Origin of the sequence: Thermococcus sibiricus MM 739 (genome assembly GCF_000022545.1) — an archaeon.
Taxonomy (GTDB): Archaea; Methanobacteriota_B; Thermococci; order Thermococcales; family Thermococcaceae; genus Thermococcus_A; species Thermococcus_A sibiricus.
The window spans coordinates 1702433-1727505 of sequence record NC_012883.1; the positions used below are offsets into that span (position 1 = coordinate 1702433).

Consider the following 25073-nt stretch of genomic DNA (forward strand, 5'->3'; position numbering starts at 1 on the left):
CCAAACCAAATAGAGCAAAAAAACGAAAGAACTACTCAAACACTACGAACTTTTCTCTTGGAACACCGCAAACAGGGCATTTCTCTGGGGCTTCATCAACTGCCGTGTAACCACAAACAGGGCATATGTAGACCTTCTTAATCTCGATATCCTTTTTCTGTTCCGCAAGCTCTTTCGCCTTCTTGTAAAGTTCTGCATGAATCTTTTCAGCTTCTAAAGCGTAATGGGTACTCCTAACGGCTTCTTTCTCACCTTGGAGCTCAGCAACAGCTTTGTAAGCGGGATACATTTCTTCCACTTCAAAAGTTTCACCTTCTATTGCAGTCTGAAGGTTATTTACGGTGTCTTTGACGTTACCCAACGCCTGATAGTGATTTCTTGCGTGAACAAGCTCGGCAAAGGCTATAGCCCTAAAAAGCTTTGCAATATTTGGAAATCCTTCTTTTTCAGCAAAGTCTGCAAAAATCATGTATTTCATGTGTGCCTGGCTTTCTCCTGCGTATGCATCTTCAAGAAACTTCTTCGTCATTTTTCTTTCGACTACCATATCTACCACCCCAAAACGACATTATTAATTCGATATAGAAATATAAAAGGCTTTCTCTACGAAATTTATAAAGCAAAATAAGAACATTATAATTCATCTATGCTAACCCCAGCTTTTGCCTTTTTCTCCAGCATCATTGCCTTTCTTACGTCTTCTATAACAACAGCACCAATGACTTTCTCTCCTTCAAGGAAAATTTTTGTTTTCTCATCAAACCATTTTCCCTCTCCTTTTGTTTTCCCTATTAGTGCAACTGGAATGTCGCCAAATTTGAAAACCGTGGAGCGGAATTCGAAGTCGTAGCTATCCTCCTTACCCCTCAAAATGTTGGCAAGAACCCTTGCATGCTCCATGGCAGCTTTTGCAGTACCTCCAATTATCCCATTGTACTCGGCACAGTCTCCAATGGCATATACATCTTTAGCTGAAGTTCTAAAATGGTCATCGATTAGTATGCCTCTTCCAGCGTGAATGCCGCCTTTAACGGCTATTTCCTTGTTGGGGATAACTCCAAAGGCACATATCTTAACTTTGCCTTCTACGTACCCCTTATCTGTAAAGATGCCGTTCTCATCTGCTTTAAGAGTGTTTGCGTCGAGATAAAATTCAACACCATATCCTTCGAGCTTTTCCATTATGGCCTTTGTTAGCTCTTCGTCAAGCCCAAGAAGATTACTTCCCCTATGAACGAGCCTCACTCTATAGCCCGCTTTCGCAAGATTTGCCACAAGCTCAAGCCCTATAAATCCTCCTCCCAATATTAAGGCATCTTTGTATTTTTCTATTTGCTCCTTAATTCTTTCAGCGTCTTGGAGCGTCCTGAGAGTTTGCACAAACTCTTTGCCTTCAAAGGTAGGTCCCCTTGGCCTAGCTCCTGTAGCTATAACCAATACATCGTAAGGGATCTCGCCATCGCTTGTTATCAACCTTTTTCTGGCCCTATCTATTACTTCGGCTTTTACTCCCAGATTAAGGTCTATCCCCTTCTTTTCGTACCAAGAGAAAGAGTATGGGAAGAGCTTTTCCTTCTCAACAAACCCCGCTATATAATGGCTCAACATTGGTTTGCTGTAATGAAGAACGTTCTCACGTTCAACTATCGTTACCTTGTGTTCCCCAGAAAGCTGATTAGCTAATTCCACTCCTCCGGGTCCGTTCCCAACTATAACAATTCTCATAAGTTTCCCCTTTATAGAACCCTCGGCTTATAGTGGATCTCCAATTGGTTGAAGAGCACGTGCACCGGGACATCGACGTAGTCAGGCTTTTCCCTTATAATGCCCTCGAGATATTCCTCATGGGCTTTGATTGAGTTGTAGTGGGCTCTTTCTTGAGTGGCCAAAAACTCAAAAAGGGCCTTGTGTTCTGGGAATCTTTTAGCAAGAAGTTTGTAAACCCTTTCAGCAACCTTTTCGTTCATTAATGCGGTTTTCATAGCTTCAACCATTGATCCCAAGGTTACCACGTTAATGGTACTCTCAAGGAAAGGTATTCCTTTGGGAGTAATGTAGTTTTCATTGCCAAAGAGTTTTTTATGCAGATTAAGCAAAAGCGTCTTGTGAGCTTCTTCTGCCTTTGCGAGGTCTTTAAAGAAATTCTGTATAAGCTCTCCTTTTCCCTCCCCAAGTTTAAGATAGAAAGCCTTGGCATCCTCTTCAGATGCTATTGCATAGCCAAGGATTTCCTTTTCAGAAAGGGTTTCCAGCCGTATAACAATATCCTCCTCCATAAATAAACACCTCCTTAGAGATTTCACGTAGATGTATTTAATGTTTGCCATTTTAAGTTCTCTAACCCAAAATCATCCAAAGATAAAAATAGATATGGAAGATCACCTTCCGAGTCTTTTCACAAGTTCTCTAATCCCTTCCCTAATTTTTGCCTCATCTTCATCTGTAGGTCTGCCCCTTACCTCTACGGTATCAACGTGGTCGAACCTTGATCTCTTGATGAGGGTCTCTATTTCTCTTCCGGCCACTCCTGCCCATCCGAAAGTTCCCAAGATAAGCACTGGCTTCTCGTAGTTGGCTTTGTCGAGTAGCTCGTAAAGAGTGTACCTTATGCGAGGATGAACGTTTGCCTCATACGTTGAAGCCCCTATAATGAGCGCTTCGCTATCTGGAACCTCTCCGAGGATATCGCTCACCGCTGGAGCTTCTTTATCTGTGAACTTATAAACTACCGGCTCAAAGCCCAACTTTTGCAACTCGTCAATTGCTATTCTAACGCTTCTTTCAACAAAACCATACATGGAGTCATAAATTACTAGTATTTTGCCTTTCTTTGGAATTCCGGAGCCAACGTTTGCATAGTATTCAAAAATCTTCTGGGGATTTTTGCGCCATATCAAACCATGTCCGGGAAGAATCATCCTAACATCATCAACTATACCGAGATTCTTTATCTTTTCGATGTTCTGCACGATGTACTTATGATAGTGGCCGATAACAGTAACTATGTACTTAGTAACGTAGGGCAAATACCTTTCGACCACTTCTTCATTGGTGTCATCTATTGCCTCCGGAATTGAGTACCCTCCTCCAGCATCGCATGAAAGGATTACCTTATCCTCTACCAAGTAGGTTATCATAGTGTCCGGCCAGTGGAGCCACGGCACTGATATAAACCTTAAAGTTCTGCTTCCTATCTTAAGCTCCTCTCCATCTTCCACTGCATGAACGTTCTCCTTGATACCGTAAAAAGCCTCCAAAAGCCTCTTCGCAAATGCAGTGCCAATAATCTTGGCGTTATACCCATTCGCTTCAAGAACCTTTGGCAAAGCTCCACTGTGATCCGGCTCCGTGTGGTGGACAATTATATGGGTTATCTCTTTCGGATCAACTATACGGGATAGAGTTTCAAGGAACTGATAAGCGTAGTCTTTTTTCCATGCATCGAAAAGAACAACGGCACCCTCCGTTTTCATGAGATATGCGTTGTAGGTTATCCCTTCTGGTATGTCCCAAGTAGCCTCGAAGTACTTTATCTGATCATCGTCAATTCTCAAAAGATAAAGTTCAGGCTCATCAAGAAGTTTCTCTACCCAAACCTTTGGCATTTTTATATCACCCCAATCTAGTTCAAGAATAGAAATATAAAAAGGTTTTTCACCTCTGCAAAAACTCAAATATCTCATCAAGATCCGGGAGTTCCCTTATCGGATACATCTTGAAGAAGATCATTTTTCCCTCTTCATCCACTAATATGTTCGCCCTCTCCGAAAAGCCCTCTTTTTCTCTAAAAATCCCGTATAACTTTGCAACTTCTCCATGGGGCCAAAAATCGCTTAGGATTCTGAGTTTCTTAAGTCCTATGTCTTCTGCCCAAGCCTTTTTGGTAGGAATCGGATCAACGCTTATGCCGACCGGAACAACGTTCAAACTTTCGAATTTTTCATAATTCTCTTCAAGAGCCCTCATCTGTTTTTCGCAAACGCTTGTCCATGCCAGTGGATGAAAGGAAAGAAGTACCTTCTTCCCCCTAAACCCGGAAAGCCTAAACTCTTTCCCGTCCTGGTCTTTTAACACAAAGTCGGGAGCTTTTTCACCAACTTTCACTTTTCTCACCTCCGAAAAGTTATAAAATCAAAAAGCTCTTTTGGCCTCTAAAATTTTCTTAATCTCCTCAATTTTGGGTTTCCTTTGCCACAGTGGCGTTTTATCTTTCTTATACGCTGGAACTTGTTCCTCAAAGGTTGGTTTCTCATGGATGTAAAATATTCCCAGCGGAAGTGGGTCGCTTTCTATTGCCCTCTTAAAGGCTTCTTCTCTATCATAGGGGTCGTGACCCTTCATCCAGTAGGTATGCTCCCTATACCACTCGTAGGTGTTCACCTTATTGAAGCTTACACATGGGTGAAAGATATCAACTATGGCCAATCCCTTATGCTGAATGGCTTTCTTAAGTATCTCAACACTTTCCTTAAAGTACCCCATAAAAGTCCTTGCCACAAAAGATGCGTCCAGTGCTATTGCCAAAGCTATTGGGTTAAATGGTTCCTCAAAAACACCCCAAGGTTGGGTGGGAGTTTTCACTCCGGGCATGGTGGTAGGAGATGCTTGTCCTTTTGTCAGTCCGTAAATCTGGTTGTCGTGTACTAAGACCGTAATGTCAGGATTCCTCCTTATAGCGTGTATTAGGTGGTTGCCCCCTTCTGCATACATGTCGCCGTCTCCCCCCTCCGCTATTACCGTTAAGGAGGGATTTGCGGCTTTCACGGCTGTTGCTATTGGGATAGCCCTTCCATGGAGCGTGTGATAGCCGTTGACATTTATATAGTGGGGCATTTTAGCAGCCTGGCCGATACCGCTTATTATTACCACGTCTTGGGATCTCAAATTGAGTTCTGCAAAAGCTGACTTCAAAATGTTTCTAATACCAAAGTTCCCACATCCGGGACACCATGCTATATCCTTGCTTCCGGGTCTCTCGGGCTCAAAAACAAGCGGAGAAATCATTCTAACACCCCCTTAATGGCCTCAACAACCTCTTCAACAGAGAAAGGTCTGCCGTCGTACTTCAAAACCCTGTGGTGAATTTCTACTCCGAGTTCTTTCTTTAAAAGTTCTGCAAACTGTGCAGTAACGTTCTGCTCTATGTCTATGAGAAATTTACCTTCCAAAAGCTCTTTAACCTTCTCAGGTAATGGATAAACCCATTTAAAGTGCATAAACGCCACGTCTTCCCTGCCAAGGGTTTCAAGAGCTTCCCTTATTACATGATAGGTTGAACCCCATGCAACGATCATGTATTTTGCATCATCCTTTCCAACGAGTTCTGGCATCATGGCATTTTTTCTTATCGTTTCGAGTTTCTTTATTGCTCTTTTCTCTTGCATTAGTCTTGAAAGCTCTTCATCTTCCGTTATATCTCCCCATTCATCGTGTTCGTTTCCGTTAGCTATCAAAACCCCTTCTCCGTAACCTGGTATCCCCCTTGGCGAAATGCCATCCTCAGTAAGTTTGTACCTCTTGTAGTCTTTATCAGTTTCAACAATGTGCTTTTCCACTTTTATTTTGCCAAGATCAACGTCCGGAAGATTGTAGTAGGTGTCAACAAAATATTGATCTGTTAGAATTATAACGGGAACTTGGTCTCTATCGGCCAAGTTGAATGCTTCAGCTGTAAGGTAGAAAGCTTCCTCGATGCTTCCTGGGGCTAGTATTATGCGTGGGAATTCACCGTGTCCAGAGTAAAGGGCGAGGTTCAAATCGCCCTGCATTGTTCTTGTGGGCAATCCGGTCGCAGGCCCGGGTCTTTGGGCGAGATGTATTACAACGGGGTTTTCTGCCATTCCAGCCAGGCTTAAAGCTTCGCTCATTAAAGCAAATCCACCGCCTGAAGTGGTAACCATCCCCCTTGCACCGGCAAACCATGCCCCTATAGCCATGTTTATTGCAGATATCTCATCTTCTACTTGCTCCACTATTATTTCAAAGTCTTCAGCATGCTGGGCAGAGAAAACGGCAACACCGGTGGAGGGGCTCATGGGATAAAAGCTTAAGAAGTTCATTCCTCCAGCGACTGCACCCAAAGCGACGGCTTCAGTGCCGCTTAGAAGAACTTCTTTCCTGACCTTTTCATCTTTTTTAATATCAATTCCAATCGTTTTTTCTTCGCAGAGCTTTATTCCAAGATCATATCCTTTTTTAGCAGCCTCAATGTTCTTAGAAACAACTTCTTCCCCCTTGCTGCCGAATCTTTTTCTCAGGTACTCTTTAAGGACTTCAAAGTCTCCATGGAAAAGCCCAACCACAAGGCCAGCAGCTATTGTGTTCAAATACAAAGAGCTACCAACGTCTTTTGCCATGTCATTTAATGGGACCTCAACGAAATTGATCTTGCTTAGGTACTCTTCTTCGACGTTTTCCCTCTCACCGAGAACAACCGTATTCTCTGTAAGCCTCTTTTCTACCCATGGGAGAACTCCACGCTTGAACGGAATCAGAATGTCAATCCTCTTTACAAATGCTCTTACTTTTTTTGATGAGATTCTAATCTCTGTAGTGTTTATCCCGCCCCTAACTCTTGACATGTATTCCTTGTTTGCATAGACGTTGTAACCGGAAAGCTTCAAGACCCTTGTGAGTATTTCTTCAACAGTTTGAATTCCTTGACCGGCTGCACCACCTAAAACAATAGAAACATCTTCCTTGAACTCAACCATATCTCATCCCTTCCAATAAAGTTCGACTTTCGTCATAATAAGGTTTGTGGATTAGGTTTATATAATTTTCTTTGGGAAAGCTAAATTGCAGAAACTCCAATAATGCAAAAGAAAAGATAGAGAAAATCACTCGAGCTTCTTGTAGCATAACCACCAGTCATAGCACTCGATTTCGCCTTTAGCTTTGGCCTCTTCGCGTTTCTTAACTTGGTCAACTGTGCTTGCAGGTGGGACAATAACCTTGTCACCAATGAGCTCATTGTTAGGCCACTTGTGCGGCAAAGCTACGCCTTTCTCGGTGCTGATCTTGAGGGCTTTCACAAGGCGGAGTATTTCGTCCCAGTCCCTGCCGACCTCTGCTGGATAGTAAACTATCGCCCTTATGATGCCCCTGTCATCAACTACAAAAACGGCTCTGGCCGTTGTCGTTGCACCGCTTGGAATCATACCAAGCCTGTCGGCAAGTTCACCCCGGTCGTCCGCTATGACGGGGAAGGTTATCTCCTCACCAAGGTTCTCCTTGATCCATTCCATCCATTTTATGTGGCTGAACACTTGGTCAACACTGAGTCCTATGGGCTCAACGCCAAGCTCCCGGAACTTATCTACCCTCTTCTGAAGAGCATAGAACTCTGTTGTACAAACCGGGGTAAAATCTGCTGGATGGCTGAAAAGAAGGAACCACTTGCCCTTCTCTGCAAAGTACTCTGGAAGCTTTATTGCCCCGTGGGTAGTCTTAACCTCAACTTCCGGGAACTTTTCTCCAATAGCTACCATTTCTCATCACCTCATAGGTTGTTTCTGTTGTAAACTTTATAGGTTCTGATATATAAACTTTTTGGTTTGCCTAACAAAATTTGTAGATCCTAACTAGTTTTGATAACTTCCCATTATTAACTTCGAAAAAAGAACACCTCAAAGAGAGACGAGTTCCAAAACCAGCTCGTACTTTTCACAGTGTTCCTTCAATCTCTCCGCAACCCTCGTATCCCTCCCAAGAACGGGCCAGAGGATCGAATCTATATGCAGCGGAGGAATTCCAACTTCCTTTGAAACTTCCCTCCAGAAAGTCGTAGAGTTTCTGTCCGTGAACCTTCTCGTGTAGTTTTCAATTCTGAAGTCTTTTGGAATGTCAATCTCCATTGGATACGGAATAAAGTCTCCAAAAGCTATTCTGGATGCATAGCCAAACATTTTAACGGCAAAAACGATTGTCTTTGCATCCTCCTTTGCGTTCATGACCTTAGCTAAACGATCCCTAAACCTCAGCATGTTTTGATAGTACTTTCTTAGATCTTCAATCGCCAATGAATTCAAAAAAGGCTCCAGCTTTTTAAGACGATTCAATTTCAGCTGAATTAATCTTTTGTTACTTTTTGATCTTGGCAAGAACTCGGAGTAAGCCTTTACAATACTCTCTATCGGAGGTTTTTTTGAGAAATAGTTTGAAAACTCCCACCACCAGTTTTCTCCTTTACCTGAAAGCTGATAACTCACAATTGAGTTTGCTATCACTAGCTTGAGGAAAAGCTCATCATCGTTTAGGTTTTTGTGAAGGCTCTCCAAAGCTGAAAACTGCAGATCAACTTTCTCCTCGATAGTTCTAGCACATTCAATGCCAAGTTCTTTGAGAATACTTTTGAGGAATTCTACTTTCAATTTTCTCACCAAAAAGAAATAGGAGTAGAGATTTATAGAATTTGTGAAAAGATAAAAAGGCTATTCAGCCTTTTTTTCTTCTTCAGCATCTTTCTTTTCCTGTGACTTGGGCTTTGCTGGTGGTTTAAGACCATAACCGAGTATTTTAAATTCAAAAGTGCTCCCATCCCTAAGGGTATATCTAACTTTCCCATCTTCAAGATATTCGATCTTAGCTAATGGATGCCTGTAGTCTTCGAATTTTCTCACCATATCTTCTGGCAATGGAATCCAGTCAAAGAGCTCAAGTTCTTCTTCTTTCCACTCTGTAGTTAAGAGATAGTGCTCCACATGGCCCAGTGCTCCAGTAGGACATACATCAACACAAAACTGACAGAAAGTACATCTTCCATAGTCTATCTTTGGATGTGCTCTTTTTTCTCCCTCAATCCATGTCATCTCTATAGCCCTTGCGGGACATATCTGACCACACATATTACAACCAATGCATGTCTTCCAGTTGAGAGTATGGAATCCACGGTATTTTTCAGCAATTTGTGTGGGTTCATAGGGGATTTTTATAGTTACAGGCTTTTTGAAGAGGTATTTTATACTAAGCCAGGGTTTCAAGAAAGAGGGCCTCTTCTTAACCTTCTCTTCAGGTGCAATTTTAAATTTAGCTTCACTCATTTTTCATCACCTGTCTATGTCGGGTGGACAGTTTCCTAAGGTCATCAATATAACCGGCACGTCTGCTATTCTAGCCCCCACTAAAAGCTGCTCTATTACTCTAATTCCATGGGATATGCTTGGACCTCTTATCTGGACTCTGTATGGCTTGTTTCCTCCATCGCTTACAACATAGGCTCCAAAATCTCCACCAGTAGCTTCTACGTGAGCATAAGCATCTCCTGCAGGAACCTTAAATCTTGGGAGAGCCTTTAATTTTGGATCTTCAACTTTGTATGGGCCATCTGGCGGGCCCATCTCAAGCAGCTGTTCGAGGATGTAAAGATCCTGTTCAATTTCAAATCTCCTCACAAGTGCTCTAGCCAAAGAATCGCCTTCTTTGAGAACAGGTACTTCAAAATCAAGCTCTGGATAGAGTAAGTAGGGATCTAATCTCCTTACATCTGCTTTTACTCCTGTAGCTCTTAAGTTTGGGCCGGTAACGCCTTCTGCTAAAGCGAACTTTTTGTCCATTACTCCAATCCCTTCAAGCCTGTTGTAAGTAATGTAATTCTGAAATAAGATGTTGTCAAAGTCTTTAAGTTTGTCTTTTAGGTATTCCACGGTGTCTTTGAGCTGCCTTAACCATTTGTCTCCGGGTATATCTCTTCTAACTCCTCCGGGGATTGTGTAAATGTGGTAAACCCTCGCCCCAGTAAGCTGTTCAAAGAGTGCCATAAACCGCTCTCTATAAGCAGCGGCCCATTGCCCTGCTGTGTAAACACCAAGCTTAAAGGATAATCCCATTGTCCAGAATAGGTACGAAGTAACTCTAGCCATCTCAAGAACAACCGTCCTGATCCATTGAGCTCTTTCTGGAACCTCCCATCCCACAAGCTCATCAACGGCCATGGAATAAACAGCCTCTGGAACATCAGGCTCTGGGACACATACTCTCAAGAGGAGTGCTATGTTTGTATACCATGGCCTTAGCTCGGCAAGTTTCTCAAATCCCCTGTGAAGGAAGCCTGGATTGGCTATGGCCTTAACAACTCTATGGCCATCCAGTTTTAAGATTAAGCTGTAATTCTCAGTAGCCATGTGCTGGGGTCCAAAAAACAGCTCATAAGTGTCCTTTTCAAGAGGTAAAAGCTCCATGCCATTCTCTCTCGCTTCCCTAACCAATTCTTGTTGTGAAACCATTTTTCTCACCTCAGATTACATAGTTCTCCTTATCCTCTTCAAACCTATCAAGCAGTTTGTATTTCTTCTTTACATAACTAAGCATATCGAAGTCTTTTCTGTGAGAAACGCCTGCTTCCTTGTCTTCATCCTCAAGAATCCATGGCATTTTAAGCTTATCGTTGCCTTCAAACGTCACTTTATAGAATTCATGGGCATCCCTCTCGTAAGTTTCGGCAACTGGATAGATGTCCCTAACGCTCGGCACCCTAGCTTTATCAACGTCCCTTGGAATTCTCGTCTTTACAAATGCATGAACAGCGTGAGTATAACTCCACATTTGATAAACAAGCTCTATCTCTCCATCCTTAATCCAGTCTACTGCTGTTATTTGCATCATAGTTTCAAAATTGCTCTCCTTAAGCAGTGTGAGAAATTCTCTAATTCTCTCTGCGGGGATATGAAACTCTATTCTCCTAGCTCTTCTAACCTTTCCCTCTGCATATGATGCCTTTTCAAGAATTTGCCTCACTATATTCTCCTCTTTTTCCAGTATCATGTTTCACTCCTCCCTAACTTCCTTCTTTTTGTTCATTAACCATGGAATCCATCTTCTCGCAGTCTTTTCTCTCCATCCCTCACCAAAGAGTTCGTCCTGATTTTTCTTGTAGTATTCGTAGTTTTCCTTGTAGCGCTTCCATCCGTCGGCCTTACCACTATCAATGAGTTCCATTATCTTCTTGATGCCATCCATAACTGCCTCAGGCCTTGGCATACATCCCGCTATTGCAACATCAACTGGCAGGTACTTGTCAAGGTGCTTGATAGCATTGTAACCGTCCCAATAGATCCCCCCATTTAGTGGACATGAACCGTGAGCAAGGACGTACTTTGGATCAGGTTGCATTTCGTAAGTTATGATAATTCTTTTAAGCGTCTTTGGGGTAACATAACCGGTGATTAGGAAGAGATCAGCCATTCTTGGGGCTGGATTAGGCATCATACCAAAACGCTCTAGATCGTATCTTGAAGTCATTAGAGGAGGCATTTCTATACCGCCACATCCTGTACAAAACGCCACAATCCACATGCTCCTTTTTCTCGCAAAGTTGATGAGTGGTTCATATAATCTCCAATCGACCATTTTTCTTCACCTCACAGAGTCGCTAATATTGCCCCCAGAGCAGCTATTATTGTAGGCCATTTCCAGTAGAACCTAGCAGCTTGATCTATAGTGAACCTTGGGAATATTGCGCCCATGAAAGTTGCCACCAGAAGTACCGCAATCTGCTTAATGAGGAGTACAGCCAAAGTCGCTATTGTATTGAGTATCGAACTTCCAAATATTGTAATCACCGCTCCCCCAAGGAATATATTTGAGAAGAACAGTGTCTCCCCAAAGAGGGCTATCGCGTGTTGAATCTGAAGTATCCCCATGTGTTTACCGCCAAACTCAACCATTGGGCCAAGGGATATCTCACCTGGTGCAATCATGATATCAAAGGGCTCTTTACCAAACATTGCTTGAAGTACAAGATCGTAAGCAATTGCTGCAAACAAGAGTGGAAGCGCTGTTATACTCCACCCCATACTCTGCTGGGCCATCACTATTTCATAGGTGCTAAATGTACCATAGTACTCGGCGAGGGCAACTATGGCGAAACCTAGGGGCACCTGTATGGCAAGCATAGTAAGCAGTGCCCTCTGAGCACCAATGCCAGCATAGGGGTTTCCTGAGCTCATTGCTGCAAACATTATTCCAAGCATCGGTATCTCAAGTAGGAAGGTAATTAATACTAAATCACCATAAGCCCTGAGAACACCGATATTTCCAAGAGGTATGAACATTATAGCCAGTATTGTTGCTCCCAATGCGTAGATCACACCAAAGTCGTATATTAAACCATGAGTTATGTTGCTTTTCTTTGAAAGGAGCTTAATCGTATCTAAGATGGGCTGATAGATAGGAGGCCCAACTCTTCTATGTATTCTTGCGGTGACTATTCTTATTATTCCCATGAACATGAAACCTACGAAAGTTGCATAAATTAAGATAAAGAGAGCTTTTAAAGCAGTCTCAATCATTCTTCACACCCCCCAAAGTGCAAGGATTAATAATAGTATCGCGAGATACCATGCATAGCTCTGAGTATTTCCATTGTAGATATAAGTCCTCATAACTTCTGCTAGATCTTCAACCCATGTTCCTATGGTGCGATAAAGCCTGTCAAAGCTTACCCTAAGCCAAAATGCCAATGTCTCTTTGAGTGGAAGGAAGAAGTTTCTCCTTATTGTAAGATTATATTCCATCGTCACAGGGTTAGCAGACTGGTAAGTGTCCGTAACAGGGACTTTTTTAACTTTTGCACCGAGGAAATAGATTATCCCCGCTATTATTATGCCAACTACAAGATAAATCGTGACTGCTAGTGCATTGTACTTTCCAAACCCTAGATCTAGTATGAAGAGGTCCCCCCCGATGATTTCTTTTCCAAATATCCTATTGAGCTCTTTTGCAACAAGTCCTGGTGCAATTCCAAGTATTACATTGAATAGAGCTAAAATTGCCATTGCTATTGCCATTGGAAGTGGAGCGTCTTTTGTGTTGTCCAGGTCAGTGGGTCTCTGTCCAAACCATACTGCATATACAAATCTTATGAGGTAAACAAACCCAATTGCACTTCCAAAGAACACCATACCACCTAGTATCGGCAAGTTCTGGCTTATTACTGCTTCAAAGAGAACCCACTTGCTGGCAAACCCAACTAAAGGCGGAATTCCAGCAAGGCTAAGAATGGCTACAAAAGCCATTGCGAATGTAAATGGCATTTTCTCAGCAAGCCCTCCCATATCTGCGAAAGTTGTTTTACCAGTCCTGTATACTATTGTAGCCACTATGAGGAAGAAAAGGCCCTTAAACAATGCGTGACTAAGAACATGGAACATTGCTGCTTGAATGCTTAACGCTGTACCAACACCAATTCCTACCAGTATGTATCCAAGTTGGCTTATACTTGAATATGCAAAGAGTTTTCTTATATCTTCCTGAAGAGCAGCTAACAGGCCACCAACAATTATAGTTAGACCTCCAAGGAATGCTATGATATAACCAAATTTCGTTGCGCTTCTGAATGCCCCAAATTCAAGTGCTAAACGGGTTCCCATAAGTACGTAAAGTAAAATGAACCCATAAACCCCTGCTTTGCTCAGAACTCCACTAAACATCGCTGTATAACTTTGATTGGTCTCACTGTAAGCATCTGGGGCCCATACATGTAGTGGAAACATACCCGCTTTAACTCCAAATGCAATGAGGAACAGCAAATAAATTAATGCACTCTCGTTCTTGCTTATTAGTGTCTCACCGCCAAATGCGCTTGCATATGCATCTTGGTACATTGCTTGTTGAATTGCTCCAAAGTCAAAGGTTCCTAGTTTTGCATAAATGATTCCCAGTGCAAGCAGCATTGCATATGCTCCAAAAACGCTTAATAGGAAGTACTTCAACGATGCACTACGGTTGTAGTGAAGCACCATCATAAAGCTTGCAAATGTCATTATCTCCCAGAAGATAAAGAACGTCATTAAGTCGTTTGCGAGAAAAACCCCAATCACACCGCTGAGGCTCATTAACGCAAATAACCACTCATAGCTATCTCTACCTGTGGATACCAATGCCAAAATTGCTGCAAATCCCACTAAAGCTCCTATTCCCAGGAAAAACCAATTTAACGTGTTTAGAGCAAAGGTTAACTTGAAGACCCCCAAGTTGAGAGCAAAGTTAAGGCCCTCGCCTGTTTTTTGGTAGAGCAGTACAGTATACCCAAGTGGCACTGCAGCACCCAAAACACCAAAGATCTCTCTGATTCCCTTAATATCGACAAGCCATGCCAAGGCACCGGCTATTAAAGGAGCAAATACAATTAAAGCCAATTCGTTCATGGGCTCACCCCCATTAGAGGAACGTTCTTAACGTATTGGGCAACGTCGAAGATATCCCTTCCAGCCTTTTGCATAACGTCCCAGAAGGGTTCTGGATAGATTCCAATGACTATTATAAATGCAACCAGCAGAAGCATTATCAATGCCAGAACACTGTTTTCCTTGACCTTTTCTCCTTCTCCTTTGAACCACATAGTATGAATGAGTCTTATGTAATAGGTAGCTTCAATAAGACTTGCACCCAGGATTAATGCTACCACCCATGTATATTCGGCATTTAGGGCAGCTAAGATGAGTTGTATCTTGCTCCAGAAGACATTGAAGAGTGGAATCCCTATGATGCTTATAGCACCAACTGTTATTGCAAAGGCCGTTATCGGCATCCTCTTTCCAAGGCCTTCAAATTTGCTCATTTCTACCCCACCAAGCTCAATAGCAACGTAACCTACTGCCAAGAACATAAGGGCCTTGACTATTGCGTGATTGAACATGTGGAAGACGCTTGCGCTTACACCACTTTCTGTCCCCAGAGCTAAACCCATAGCAATCAGGCCAACTTGGGCTATACTTGAGTATGCAAACATTCTCTTAACGTTATTCTGCCTCAAAGCACTCATCTCGCCTACTATAACGGTGAGAGTTCCCAAAACTATGAGTAATCTTAAAACTGAACTCCACCCTTCGGCAGCACTTAAGATGTAAATTATCCTGCCTATAGCATAGAGAGAGGCTTTAACCACAAAGGCAGAAAACATTGCCGTTACCGGGTGTGGAGCTTCCTGATACGCATCAGGAGCCCAAGCATTGAGGGGGAACTGTTCTGCCTCTACAGCCAATCCAAAGATAAGCAATGCTAAACCTATCTTGGCTGCAGTTGGGTTTATCATTGAAGCTAATTGACCAATGTGGGCCATGTTAAGTGTTCCAAGGCTCCCATAGATCAGGGCAATACCAACTAAGAAGAAACTTGAGCCAATCCCTCCAAGGACGACATATTTTAAAGCTGCTTCACTGGATTCCCCTGTTTTATTATATGCCGTTAATGCATAAGCGCTTATGGCGGTAATTTCCATAAAGACGAAGAGGTTAAAGATATCTCCAGTGGCAATCATGCCCGTTGCACCAAGCATGAGGAGTAAGAACAACATTGCGTACTTATCTTTTGGTTCAACATTTACTGCCCTCATGCTAAATACTGTCATCAAAAAGCTTGCAAGTGTTACTACTAGGATAAATACCGCTGCAAAGTGGCCTATGTATAGGTTAATTCCTACTGGTGGCCTAAATCCACCGGCCATGATTATTATGGGCTTCCCCGTTATGTAAATTTCATTAAAAACCCATGCCGCTATTCCAGTTTGAACTAACGTGACTACGACCAAGAAAGGCATTATTGCACTTTTATTCAGTCTTTTAAGTATTGGGATAAAGAACGCACTAAATAAGGGTAAAGCAATTAAAAGGGAAGCGTATTGACTCATCCCCTCAACCTCCTTATCTCCTCTACGTTAAGAGTTTTGTATTTCTCGTAGAGATTTATAACGACGCTCAAAGCCATTGCCGTTGTTGCAACACCAATAACAATTGCCGTGAGAACTAAAGCTTGAGGAATCGGATCTACCGCTTTATCCGGAGTTATCCCCTCGCTCAATATTGGAGCACTCCTACCACTTACATATCCTACACTGATGAGCAGAAGATTGACCCCTGTTTCCATTATGCTCAACCCAACTAGCATCTTTAGAACATTTCTTTTAACCAGAATTGCATAGAGTCCGATCAAGATTAAAGCTATTGAAGCAAAGTAATATGGGTTCATTGCCCTCCCTCCTCGGGCTCTTTAACCATGTTGTCAATAATTCCAGTAAGTTCAGTTCCGACTTTAAGACCAATAAGAATGTAGATTATTGGAATAAAGCCCGCACTGAAAAGTCTTCCGATATTCTCCTTTCCTAACCCCCAGCTCTGCCATATCCAATCAAAGAGGAAATACCCACCTACTGCTAAACCTATAAGGCCAACTGTCACATAACCAACTCCCGCAAGACCCTCAAGAGGTTCAAAGATCTTGTGGTCTATCTCGTACACTGTGAAGGCCACGTAAAGGAGCAAAAATGCTGTTGCAATTGTTGCTCCGCCAGGGAATCCCCCACCCGGAGTTAGGTGGCCGTGAATGAATATATAAGCCCCAAATAGCATTACAAATGGCAGTAGAAGCTTTGCACCGGTTGTTAAAACAACACTTCCTTCCTTTTTAGCAGTTCTTTTCCTCTTCTTTCTCCATAGAAGTGCCGCAACGCCGGTAGAAGCTATGAAGAGCACAGTAACTTCTCCCAGAGTATCAAAACCTCTGTAGTTAACAACCACAGCGGTTACAGCATTTATTGCACCTGTTTCCTCCGTAACATGCTCAAGGTAGTATTTGCCTACAAGCATTCTATCTTCACCAAATGGAACCTGATCAAGCCCCTTTGCCATCCATAGGCCTATTATGAGGATGAAAACTATGGCTAGGATTCGCTTCACCATCTCACCCACCATCCTGTGCCTTCTTCCTCACTCTCGTACCTTTCAGTTCTCTTTATTGTGAATATGAAGACCGCAGCGCTCAGTGCAGCACCTATTGCTGCTTCCACCATTGCCACATCCGGTGCTTGAAGGAAAAAGAACGCTATTGATGCAAATAAACTTACGGCGGCCATTCCAACTACTGCCGCTAAAAGATCCCCCCATTCAACTGCGAATATTGCAGAGATTATCATGAGAGCAGCTATGAAAATCGCAACCCAGTCACTCATTCATCTCAACCCCCAGCGAAGGTTCTTTTAACTTCTCTTTTATCTCCTCGACTCGCTCCAGAGAACTCTCTACCTCTTTGTATCTATCCACGATGCTGCCCTCCCATAAGGGCACTCCGCTCTTGTAAGCAGCCCTAATTAGTGCATGTGCCGCTATTGGATTTGTGAGGAGCAGGAACACAGCAATTATCAATGTCTTTGGAATCCAAGAGTAGCTTCCCACCTCTCCAATGGCCCATATCCCTACACCTATGATTACACCCAAGGAACCCAGGGTTGCACTTTTTGTTGCGGTTTGCATTCTGTTATACACATCTGGCATTCTAATCAAGCCCAATGAAGATACCACGTAGAAGAAAGTTCCAAAAAGTACAAGGACCTGACCGATTATCGACGCAATGCTCATAAGCCTCCCTCCATGTATCTGGCAAAAGCTATAACCCCAACAAAAGCAAGCACAGCATAAACCAAGGCTACATCAAGGAATATTGCTCTCCTGTAGTGGAGGGCAAACAGTACCATCAGGCCAGTGGTTAGGGTCGTCATTATATCTACTGCCACAATTCTATCTGCTGTAGTTGGGCCCCTGAAGAACCTGTACATGCTCAAAATAACAGCAACGGCGATCAGGAATAAATAGATTTCTATCATTCGAAGATCACCTTTAAGAATTTTTCAAATGGTTTAGTTATGTGCTCAGACGCACCTTCTATACTTTTATCCTTCACATCGATCCAGTGGATAAAATAGTGATCTCCTTTGACATCAAGAGTTATTGTTCCTGGTGTTAGAGTGATAGAATTAGCAAGGGCCAATTTTCCGGTGTTGTTCGTTAGTATGGTTTTACACTCCACAATTCCAGGGTTTATAGGCCTTTTTGGATGTAAAACACGATAAGCAACATCCAAGTTGGCCATTATCATTGCCCAAAGGAAGTATGGGATATATGCTATAGCATACGCCATCCTCTTGGGGTTAAGATTTTCCAACCCCCTCTCTGTAAAAACCTCGTAGGTCAAAGCTCCGATTATCAATGAAAATACTGCCCCAATTGTAATTTCTTGAGAATCAAAGCTGCTTGTCAGAAACATCCAAATAATAAACAGGATTAAAACCGTGTATAGATAGCGGCTTACTTTGCTTGCTTCTCCCATTTAACAACCCTCCATAAACAAAGGTTGAAAGTTTTTACACCCAATATTTCTAACCTTTTATTGAAATATATACATTTATAAATCTTCCTACAGACTAAAAGGTTAAAAACTAATGGTTAAAAGATAAAATAAGCCCTTATTTTAAAGCTAAGTACTTCACTTTTGTGATATACCAAGCAGAAAACTTAGAAAAATGCACAAAAATCACAGATGTTTAAGTCCCCTCATATTACATGGTTTACATGATATAACGTGTTCAAGATAAATTTAAGAAGAATTGAAAAACATCAGTAAATTGAAATCCTTTTAACTCCTTCAAGTTTGGAGAGTTCATTTATCAATTCTCCAGGAATGGGCTTTTCTGTGATTATTGTAAGTGTGGCCTCAGGATATAGTTCGGGATCTTCGGCAACCACCTGAATAATGTTGATACCCCTATCAGCAATCTTAGATGCAACTTTTGCAAGGATTCCTATGGCCCTTGGTTCGGGTTCAATCTCTATTACTCCATATCCAACGTGTCTCCCAACAAACTTCATGTGAACTGTAGGTTCTAGGTTGACGTAAATCTCCTTAAGCTCTGGAATTTTAAGGATCATAGTTACTGTTTCCTTAACCACCCTTCTATCCACGTCAAGAGCCTTTGCTATTTTTGTGTAAGGGACCTCTATTTCTCCACATTTGATCTTCATATCATCTGAAACCTTCAGTCCATGCTTTAAGAGGAGTTTCGCTATCTGCTTTCTAACAGGGTACTCATCAAAGTAATGTTCAAGTTTTCCCCACATTACCTTCACCTCTGTCCATAATAGTCCATCACTACACCTTTTGTTACAAAAGTATTAAAATGTTTCCATGCAGTACTGTGCTCACTTAACCGATTTATAAATATTCCTAAAAGATTTTTAAAGAAACTATTTTAACGAAACACATGATAAAAATAAAACCTCCAAATTCATATTTTGAAGAAGACGGGGGCAATATAAGGATAGTCTGGAGAAACACTTTATATGCTGATTTTGAGAAAAATCTTCTTGAGAAGGCTATAAAAAGAAAGTTCAAGATTAAAGCAGAGTTAAAAGTTGAAGATGGATATCTTAGAATAAACCATGAGAATAAAGAGCTGGGGAATTTTGTAATCTTTTTAATTCAAAATTATTTGAGGGAATTCTTAAGAAACAAATATACAAAAAGAAGAGTTCTTTATATCCATGAAGGGATGAACATCCCGCTTTTAGGATATAATGCATTTGGATTGATAGATCGAGGGACAAACTTAATTCAGGTTAGAGGCTCTACAGGATGTAATGTTTCGTGTATTTTCTGTTCTGTAGATGAAGGACCATATTCAAGAACTAGAATTCTTGACTACGTTGTGGATGTGGATTATTTATTAAAATGGTTCAATGAAGTTGCCCAGTTTAAAGGAAAAAGACTTGAAGCTCATTTGGATGGGCAAGGGGAGCCTTTAGTTTACCCATTTATTGTGGAGCTGGTTCAGGGGCTTAGGGAAAACCCAAACGTCAGCGTAATTTCAATGCAGAGCAATGGGGCATTGCTAAACGATAAACTCATTGAGGAGTTAGCTGAAGCAGGACTAGACAGGGTAAATCTCTCCATTCACTCTTTCGACCCAGAAAAAGCAAAAATGCTGATGGGGATGAAGGATTACGACCTCAATCATGTCTTGGAAATGGCCGAGGCCTTGATAAATGCTGGGATTGATGTCCTTTTTGCTCCAGTGATTATCTTTGGGATAAATGACATGGAAGCTGAATCTTTTATTGAATTTGCAAGAAAAATTGGAGCAGGGAAGAGATGGCCCGCTTTAGGATTTCAGAACTACGTGCCCTACAAATTCGGAAGACATCCATCTGTGAAGTTTTTATCTTTCAAAAAGTTCTACAATTGGCTTAGAGAACTTGAAGAAAAAACTGATATGAGGCCTTTAGTTCTAAAACCAGAACACTTTGGGATGCATAAAAGAAGGTTCATCCCATTAGAGTTCCATGTCGGAGAGGTTGTTAAGGTTAAAATAATCCTTCCTGGTAGAATTGAGGGGGAGATGTTAGCCGTCGCAAGAAATCGGCTTATAGAAGTTATAAACACCAATGCAAAAGTTGGTGATGAGATTAAAGTAAAAATAGTAAGGACAAGACATGGAATCTACATTGGCACTCCAATTAAATAAACCTAGAACTCTTTACTCTGAGCTCTCCTTTTTCGTAAAGACTCAAAAGTATATCTACCATTCTCTCTCCTGACCTTCCATCCCCAAAGGGGTTTTCAGCATTTGCCATCCTGCTATAGAATTCTTCATCGTTCAAGAGTCTCTCAACATAGTGGATTACTCTTTCTTTCTCAAGGCCTACTAAAACGTTTCCTCCTGCTTTTATGGTTTCGGGCCTTTCAGTGTTGTAGCGAAGTGTAAGACATGGCACACTAAGTATTATGCTCTCCTCTTGGATTCCCCCTGAATCTGTCAAAACAATTTTCGCGTTCTTTTGAAGCTTTAAAAAGTCAAGATAACCGAGAGGTTTTGTGAGAATCACGTGGTCTTTTGCTTTCAGCCTTTCCCATAGGCCCAAATCTTTTAATCTTTTTTCCGTTCTTGGATGTACCGGATAAACCACCGGTATTGGCAGGGATTCTATTATCTCCACAAGTTTTTTGAGATTTTCTGCACTATCTGTGTTTTCAGCCCTATGGGCCGTTAAAACAGCATATTCTTTTGGCTTTAATCCAAATTTTTCCAAGATTTTACTCTTCCTTTCAGCGATCTCTGAGTTCTGAAAAACCGCATCAACTATTGTATTTCCCACAACGTAAACCCCTTCAATAATACCTTCCCTTTCAAGATTTTTCCTGGCCTCTTCTGTAGGGGCAAAAAGAACTTCACTTGCATGATCCGCCAAAATCCTATTTATCTCCTCAGGCATAGTCCTATCAAAACTCCTCAGGCCAGCCTCAACGTGAGCTACTGGGATCTTGAGCTTCACACTCGCTAAAGCTCCGGCCAGAACAGTGTTAGTGTCCCCTTGAACCAGGGTAACATCAGGATCTTCTTTCATCAGAACCTCCTCTATTTTTATCATTGCTATTCCCGTTTGATATGCCTGAGTCCCTGAGCCAACTTCAAGATGATAATTTATCCCGCGAAGTTCAAGCTCCTCCAAAAAGACCTTGCTCATCTCATAATCATAATGCTGGCCCGTATGAATGAGCAGAGGTTTTAACCCCCTCTTTTCAAATGCCCTGATTACAGGAACCAATTTTATTATTTCTGGCCTAGTGCCAAAGATAAAGGCTGGCTTCAATACTCGCCCCTCCCAAGGCCCTTAAATACAAATCCCTTCGGTGGGGTTTTTACTATGTATCTACCATCTATTAATATTTTGTTTCTCATTAAACTTCCAATTTTCTCCCAATCCAGATTCTTGAATTGTGAGTGATCGGTTGCTATTACCGCCGCATCTGCCCCTTTTAAAGCCTCTTCGAGAGTCTCATGAGTTCCTTTTACATATGGATCATAGCTCCTTACTTCCTTTACATCTTCCTTAATACCCTCAACAAAAGCCAATGCTGGAGAATTCCTTATATCATCCGAGTCGCCTTTGTATGCCAGGCCAAGAACTACAACAATGGCCTCCTCAGGAGGAATATTAATCATCTTCAAAGCATTCATAAGAAGATCCTTGGCAAAGAGAGGCATGTCTTCATTTATTTCTCTGGCTTTCTGAATTAATCCAAAGTCTTCTTTAGCAGAACTAAGCAATAAATACGGATCCTTTGGTAAACAGTGCCCCCCAACACCTATTCCGGGAGTGTGGATCTTTACCCTTGGATGAGTGTTAGCAAGCTCTATCGCTTCGAAGATATTAACACCATATTGATGGGCCAGGAGGGCAAATTCATTCGCCAACGCTATGTTTACATCTCTAAAAGTATTCTCCATCAATTTTACCATTTCACTAGTGGTAGAATTTGTTCTGAATATCTGGCCTTTTGCAAATGACCTATACAAAATTTCGGCCAATTCTGCACTTTCTTCAGTAACTCCACCAATTATTCTTGAATTATAAACAAGTTCTTTAAATATCCTTCCAGGCATTACTCTTTCAGGGGCGTGCACCATGTAGAAGTCCACTCCTGCCTTAAAACCCCTTATCTCCTCTATTAGACGACCCATCTTCAGGGTTGTCATGGGTGGGATAGTGCTCTCAATTACCACAAGAGAGCCCTTCTTCATTGTTTCAGCAACTGTTCTTACGGCCTCTTCCAAATAGGTTAAATCTGGAGTTTTATCATCTCTTAAAGGCGTTTGAACACATATCAAATAGACATCTTTACCTCTTATATCGTCTTTGTTGGAAGTGGCCTTTAATCTACCTCTATCTATAGCCTTATGCAACAGATCGTCTATCTCTGGCTCAATTATATGAGAATTGCCAGAGTTCAACTTTTCAACAACTTCCTTCCTTATTTCATAACCTATAACATTGAAACCAGCATTTGCGAACATTATAGCTGTCGGAAGGCCTATATAACCTAAACCAATTACTGCAATCTCTGCACTCTTATTGATTATCCGGTCTTTCATCTTTTCCACCCAAGTAAAAGAGATTAAAAACCTAAATTTAAGGTTTTTCCACGAAATAGTGTCGATCCAGAAACCAAGAAGATTTCTCAAGAAATTTTAATTTTCCATGCATTTACCGAAAAAACTGAAGGGTAATGAACAAATAAACTTCTACAATCCTGTTTTTCATTGACAGAAATTGTAATAAACATTTATAACCAAAAAAACATCTTCAAAATTTAAGTAATTACAGGCTAAAAAACCGTTTTACGGAAATCCTTTTAATGGACAAAGCTGTTCATAATAGTGGGTGAAATTCGTGAAGATATGGGTTGATATCGTGAATGCACCTCACGCTCATTTTTTCAAGGGTATAATCAGGGAACTCGAAAAGAGAGGACATGAGGTATTGGTTACCACGAGAGAGTTTGATGGCCTAACTGAAATTCTAGACATGTTAGGGATAGATTATTATATTGTTGGAAAACACGGGGGATCAACCCTCGAAGGCAAGCTTATAGCAAGCGTTGAGAGACAACACAAACTTGCTAAACTGATAATTGAGGAAAAACCCGATATAAGTCTTTATAAAAACTCTCCCGAGGCCCCAAGAGTCGCTTTTGGCCTAGGTATTCCAACAATAGGATTTGCAGACAATGACACGGCAACTGCAGTCAACAAACTCATGATGCCATTTACCCAGAGACTTATTTATCCTAAGGCTATAGACGCATATGAACTTATAAAATGCGGGGCTGATGTAAACTCTCTAAAGCCTTTAAATGGAATACCCGAGCTAGCACATCTATATGGGTTTATTCCAACCAAAAAACCACTAAAAGAGTTGGGACTAACTGCATACAGTTACATAGTCATGAGGACTGAACCAATAAAGGCCAATTATTTCAATGGAGATGCTGAAAAGAGCATCCTTGAAAACATAATACCACTCTTACCAGACGTTCCCATTGTCCTCTTCCCAAGAACTGAAACACAAGCAAAACGCTTTGAACATTTTGAAAACGTCATGATCCCTGATCACGTTACTGATAGTTTGTCCCTCCTTTATTATGCAAAACTTATGATAGGCGCTGGAGGAACAATGAACAGAGAAGCTTTGGCCCTAGGAACTCCGACCATTTCAACCTACCCCGGCAAGCTTTTGGCAATTACAAAATGGCTCATAAACCTTAGGATTAAATTCCACTCAACTGACCCAATAGAAGTATCTGAAAAGGCCTGGGAGCTCATGAGAAAGAACGGAGCCTTCAGAAAACATGTTAGAAACGTCATTATGGCTATGGAGAATCCAATAGATGTGTTCCTAAAAGAAATCGAGATTTATGAAGAATATGGGACATTCCCAATTCAGGAGGTTGTTCTAGAGGAGTTGACAAGCAGAAAGTGAGGAATTTAGCCCCTATTTTACCCTTTTAAATCCCCAATTTGTACTTATTTTATCTTCTTCGGGCGGAAATGTGAGGCTACAATGAACTCTCACGAAACTCCGCCCACAAGAACAGAGTAGTTCACAATCGGGTTTTCACCCTATAGAGGCCACAGTAGGAGTGATATACGCTTCAACAAAAGCTGCTATCAAGAGCATGAGAAGTGCCAATGCAAGCATTCTCATAGATTTTACGAAACCATTCATAAATCGCTCTTTTAGTGTTCCTCTTCCCCTTACGACCTCAAAGTACCATTCCACTCCTCCAAGACCTGCCACAGCAAAAGCAGGAATTTCCAGAACCCCATGAGGTACTATGGCTAATAATAAGCGCAAGAAGCTTTCACCCTGAGAATGGAAGTACCCCAAAACTATGCCTACTACAAAGCCATTAAAGAAGAGTATTCCAGCTGGAACTACCCCAAATAACAGTCCACCAAAAGCTGAGATTATGGCAACCCGAGTATTATTGAAAAATATGAACGTGAATAAACTAAATTTATCAATATTTTCACCTATGGTCCCACCGAAAAAACTCTTTAAGTTTGAAAACAATGCTTCAGCAGATTCAGGACTAACTCCAGTAAATAGTATACCAAGCAAACAACCAAGCAAAAATAAACCTATAAATCCATAAAAAAGGCTAATCCTCTTCATTTCCATCACTTAAAGCATTTTTAAGGGCCAATTTGAAGTCCTCAACATTTATATAAGGCATCTCTACGTCAAGCCTCACTGCAAAAAAGTCATCTATTAAATTTTCGAGTTCTTCCAAATTCCTCCCTTTTAAGGTCTCTTCAAGTTCAGCGATAGTTTCTTCAGGATAAACGAAAAAATCCCCCGTAATCTTAACATCAATGGCCACATTATCTTTCTCCTCAATCTCGAATCGTATAAGACCCTTCTTAGCTTTATGTTCACCAATCTTTTTCATGCTACTCACAAACAATT

The 25073-nt window shown here is 41.5% G+C and carries 29 protein-coding genes; 2 read left to right on the forward strand and 27 right to left on the reverse strand.

Annotated elements, in window-relative coordinates:
* Positions 1-31: 31 nt before the first annotated feature.
* The 23 genes from TSIB_RS09225 to TSIB_RS09335 all read right to left on the reverse strand — a co-directional run bounded on the left by TSIB_RS09225 (position 32) and on the right by TSIB_RS09335 (position 18884).
* A complete protein-coding gene (locus TSIB_RS09225; RefSeq protein WP_015850161.1) occupies positions 32-547 on the reverse strand; it encodes a rubrerythrin family protein in 516 nt (171 codons plus the stop codon).
* Positions 548-633: 86 nt separating this feature from the next.
* On the reverse strand, positions 634-1725 hold the full coding sequence (locus tag TSIB_RS09230; RefSeq protein WP_015850162.1) for an NAD(P)/FAD-dependent oxidoreductase: 1092 nt from the start codon (positions 1723-1725) through the stop codon (positions 634-636).
* An 11-nt stretch (positions 1726-1736) separates the two neighbouring features.
* Entirely contained in the window at positions 1737-2276 is a 540-nt protein-coding gene (locus TSIB_RS09235) for a ferritin-like domain-containing protein (RefSeq protein WP_015850163.1), read from the reverse strand.
* A gap of 102 nt (positions 2277-2378) precedes the next feature.
* Entirely contained in the window at positions 2379-3605 is a 1227-nt protein-coding gene (locus tag TSIB_RS09240) for an FprA family A-type flavoprotein (protein WP_015850164.1), read from the reverse strand.
* A gap of 49 nt (positions 3606-3654) precedes the next feature.
* Positions 3655-4104: a peroxiredoxin gene (locus tag TSIB_RS09245; protein WP_048160653.1), complete on the reverse strand. Its 450-nt coding sequence runs from the start codon at positions 4102-4104 to the stop codon at positions 3655-3657.
* Between the two features lie 27 nt (positions 4105-4131).
* Complete coding sequence (locus tag TSIB_RS09250; protein ID WP_015850166.1) at positions 4132-5004, reverse strand: thiamine pyrophosphate-dependent enzyme; 873 nt, start codon at positions 5002-5004, stop codon at positions 4132-4134.
* A complete protein-coding gene (locus tag TSIB_RS09255; protein WP_015850167.1) occupies positions 5001-6713 on the reverse strand; it encodes a 2-oxoacid:acceptor oxidoreductase subunit alpha in 1713 nt (570 codons plus the stop codon). Before TSIB_RS09255 ends, TSIB_RS09250 begins: the two co-directional genes overlap by 4 nt.
* A 126-nt stretch (positions 6714-6839) precedes the next feature.
* On the reverse strand, positions 6840-7490 hold the full coding sequence (locus tag TSIB_RS09260) for a peroxiredoxin (RefSeq protein WP_015850168.1): 651 nt from the start codon (positions 7488-7490) through the stop codon (positions 6840-6842).
* Positions 7491-7628: 138 nt separating this feature from the next.
* Positions 7629-8384: an N-glycosylase/DNA lyase gene (locus TSIB_RS09265; protein ID WP_015850169.1), complete on the reverse strand. Its 756-nt coding sequence runs from the start codon at positions 8382-8384 to the stop codon at positions 7629-7631.
* 48 nt (positions 8385-8432) lie between these two features.
* Positions 8433-9041 carry an NADH-quinone oxidoreductase subunit NuoI gene (nuoI, locus tag TSIB_RS09270; RefSeq protein ID WP_015850170.1) on the reverse strand — a complete coding sequence of 203 codons (609 nt, stop codon included), beginning with the start codon at positions 9039-9041 and terminating at the stop codon, positions 8433-8435.
* Positions 9042-9047: 6 nt separating this feature from the next.
* On the reverse strand, positions 9048-10223 hold the full coding sequence (locus TSIB_RS09275; RefSeq protein WP_015850171.1) for an NADH-quinone oxidoreductase subunit D: 1176 nt from the start codon (positions 10221-10223) through the stop codon (positions 9048-9050).
* A 10-nt stretch (positions 10224-10233) separates the two neighbouring features.
* Positions 10234-10761 (reverse strand): NADH-quinone oxidoreductase subunit C, encoded by a 528-nt coding sequence (locus TSIB_RS09280; protein WP_015850172.1) that lies wholly within the window; start codon positions 10759-10761, stop codon positions 10234-10236.
* A 3-nt stretch (positions 10762-10764) separates the two neighbouring features.
* Entirely contained in the window at positions 10765-11346 is a 582-nt protein-coding gene (locus TSIB_RS09285; RefSeq protein WP_015850173.1) for a NuoB/complex I 20 kDa subunit family protein, read from the reverse strand.
* Positions 11347-11357: 11 nt separating this feature from the next.
* Entirely contained in the window at positions 11358-12287 is a 930-nt protein-coding gene (locus tag TSIB_RS09290; protein WP_015850174.1) for a respiratory chain complex I subunit 1 family protein, read from the reverse strand.
* Between the two features lie 3 nt (positions 12288-12290).
* Positions 12291-14144: a proton-conducting transporter transmembrane domain-containing protein gene (locus TSIB_RS09295; protein WP_015850175.1), complete on the reverse strand. Its 1854-nt coding sequence runs from the start codon at positions 14142-14144 to the stop codon at positions 12291-12293.
* On the reverse strand, positions 14141-15625 hold the full coding sequence (locus TSIB_RS09300) for a proton-conducting transporter transmembrane domain-containing protein (protein WP_015850176.1): 1485 nt from the start codon (positions 15623-15625) through the stop codon (positions 14141-14143). The genes TSIB_RS09295 and TSIB_RS09300 overlap by 4 nt, the downstream gene beginning before the upstream one ends.
* A complete protein-coding gene (locus TSIB_RS09305) occupies positions 15622-15963 on the reverse strand; it encodes an NADH-quinone oxidoreductase subunit K (protein ID WP_015850177.1) in 342 nt (113 codons plus the stop codon). The genes TSIB_RS09300 and TSIB_RS09305 overlap by 4 nt, the downstream gene beginning before the upstream one ends.
* Positions 15960-16673, reverse strand: a complete 714-nt coding sequence (locus tag TSIB_RS09310; protein ID WP_048160657.1) for a Na(+)/H(+) antiporter subunit B — start codon at positions 16671-16673, stop codon at positions 15960-15962. The genes TSIB_RS09305 and TSIB_RS09310 overlap by 4 nt, the downstream gene beginning before the upstream one ends.
* Positions 16667-16942 (reverse strand): DUF4040 domain-containing protein, encoded by a 276-nt coding sequence (locus TSIB_RS09315; RefSeq protein WP_015850179.1) that lies wholly within the window; start codon positions 16940-16942, stop codon positions 16667-16669. The genes TSIB_RS09310 and TSIB_RS09315 overlap by 7 nt, the downstream gene beginning before the upstream one ends.
* The gene (gene mnhG, locus TSIB_RS09320; RefSeq protein ID WP_015850180.1) at positions 16935-17348 is read right to left on the reverse strand and encodes a monovalent cation/H(+) antiporter subunit G; all 414 of its coding nucleotides are present in this window, start codon (positions 17346-17348) and stop codon (positions 16935-16937) included. The genes TSIB_RS09315 and mnhG overlap by 8 nt, the downstream gene beginning before the upstream one ends.
* A complete protein-coding gene (locus tag TSIB_RS09325) occupies positions 17345-17593 on the reverse strand; it encodes a monovalent cation/H+ antiporter complex subunit F (RefSeq protein ID WP_015850181.1) in 249 nt (82 codons plus the stop codon). Before TSIB_RS09325 ends, mnhG begins: the two co-directional genes overlap by 4 nt.
* A complete protein-coding gene (locus TSIB_RS09330) occupies positions 17590-18096 on the reverse strand; it encodes a Na+/H+ antiporter subunit E (RefSeq protein ID WP_015850182.1) in 507 nt (168 codons plus the stop codon). Before TSIB_RS09330 ends, TSIB_RS09325 begins: the two co-directional genes overlap by 4 nt.
* Before the next feature lie 287 nt (positions 18097-18383).
* Positions 18384-18884, reverse strand: a complete 501-nt coding sequence (locus TSIB_RS09335; RefSeq protein ID WP_015850183.1) for an ACT domain-containing protein — start codon at positions 18882-18884, stop codon at positions 18384-18386.
* Positions 18885-19027: 143 nt separating this feature from the next.
* Between TSIB_RS09335 and TSIB_RS09340 the strand changes: the two genes are divergently transcribed.
* A complete protein-coding gene (locus TSIB_RS09340; protein WP_015850184.1) occupies positions 19028-20287 on the forward strand; it encodes a radical SAM protein in 1260 nt (419 codons plus the stop codon).
* On the opposite strand, the gene wecB is transcribed toward TSIB_RS09340, so the two are convergent.
* Positions 20280-21413: a non-hydrolyzing UDP-N-acetylglucosamine 2-epimerase gene (wecB, locus tag TSIB_RS09345; RefSeq protein WP_015850185.1), complete on the reverse strand. Its 1134-nt coding sequence runs from the start codon at positions 21411-21413 to the stop codon at positions 20280-20282. The two genes, TSIB_RS09340 and wecB, sit on opposite strands and share 8 nt — an antisense overlap.
* On the reverse strand, positions 21410-22696 hold the full coding sequence (locus TSIB_RS09350; protein WP_048160659.1) for a UDP-N-acetyl-D-mannosamine dehydrogenase: 1287 nt from the start codon (positions 22694-22696) through the stop codon (positions 21410-21412). Before TSIB_RS09350 ends, wecB begins: the two co-directional genes overlap by 4 nt.
* Positions 22697-22994: 298 nt before the next feature.
* Between TSIB_RS09350 and TSIB_RS09355 the strand changes: the two genes are divergently transcribed.
* Positions 22995-24083 carry a DUF354 domain-containing protein gene (locus TSIB_RS09355; protein WP_048160661.1) on the forward strand — a complete coding sequence of 363 codons (1089 nt, stop codon included), beginning with the start codon at positions 22995-22997 and terminating at the stop codon, positions 24081-24083.
* Positions 24084-24218: 135 nt separating this feature from the next.
* Here the strand turns inward: TSIB_RS09355 and TSIB_RS09360 are convergent, their stop codons facing one another.
* Positions 24219-24779, reverse strand: coding sequence for a stage II sporulation protein M (locus TSIB_RS09360; protein ID WP_148206188.1), 561 nt, complete (start codon positions 24777-24779; stop codon positions 24219-24221).
* Positions 24766-25056, reverse strand: a complete 291-nt coding sequence (locus tag TSIB_RS09365; RefSeq protein ID WP_015850189.1) for a lipoate protein ligase C-terminal domain-containing protein — start codon at positions 25054-25056, stop codon at positions 24766-24768. The genes TSIB_RS09360 and TSIB_RS09365 overlap by 14 nt, the downstream gene beginning before the upstream one ends.
* Between the last annotated feature and the right edge of the window lie 17 nt (positions 25057-25073).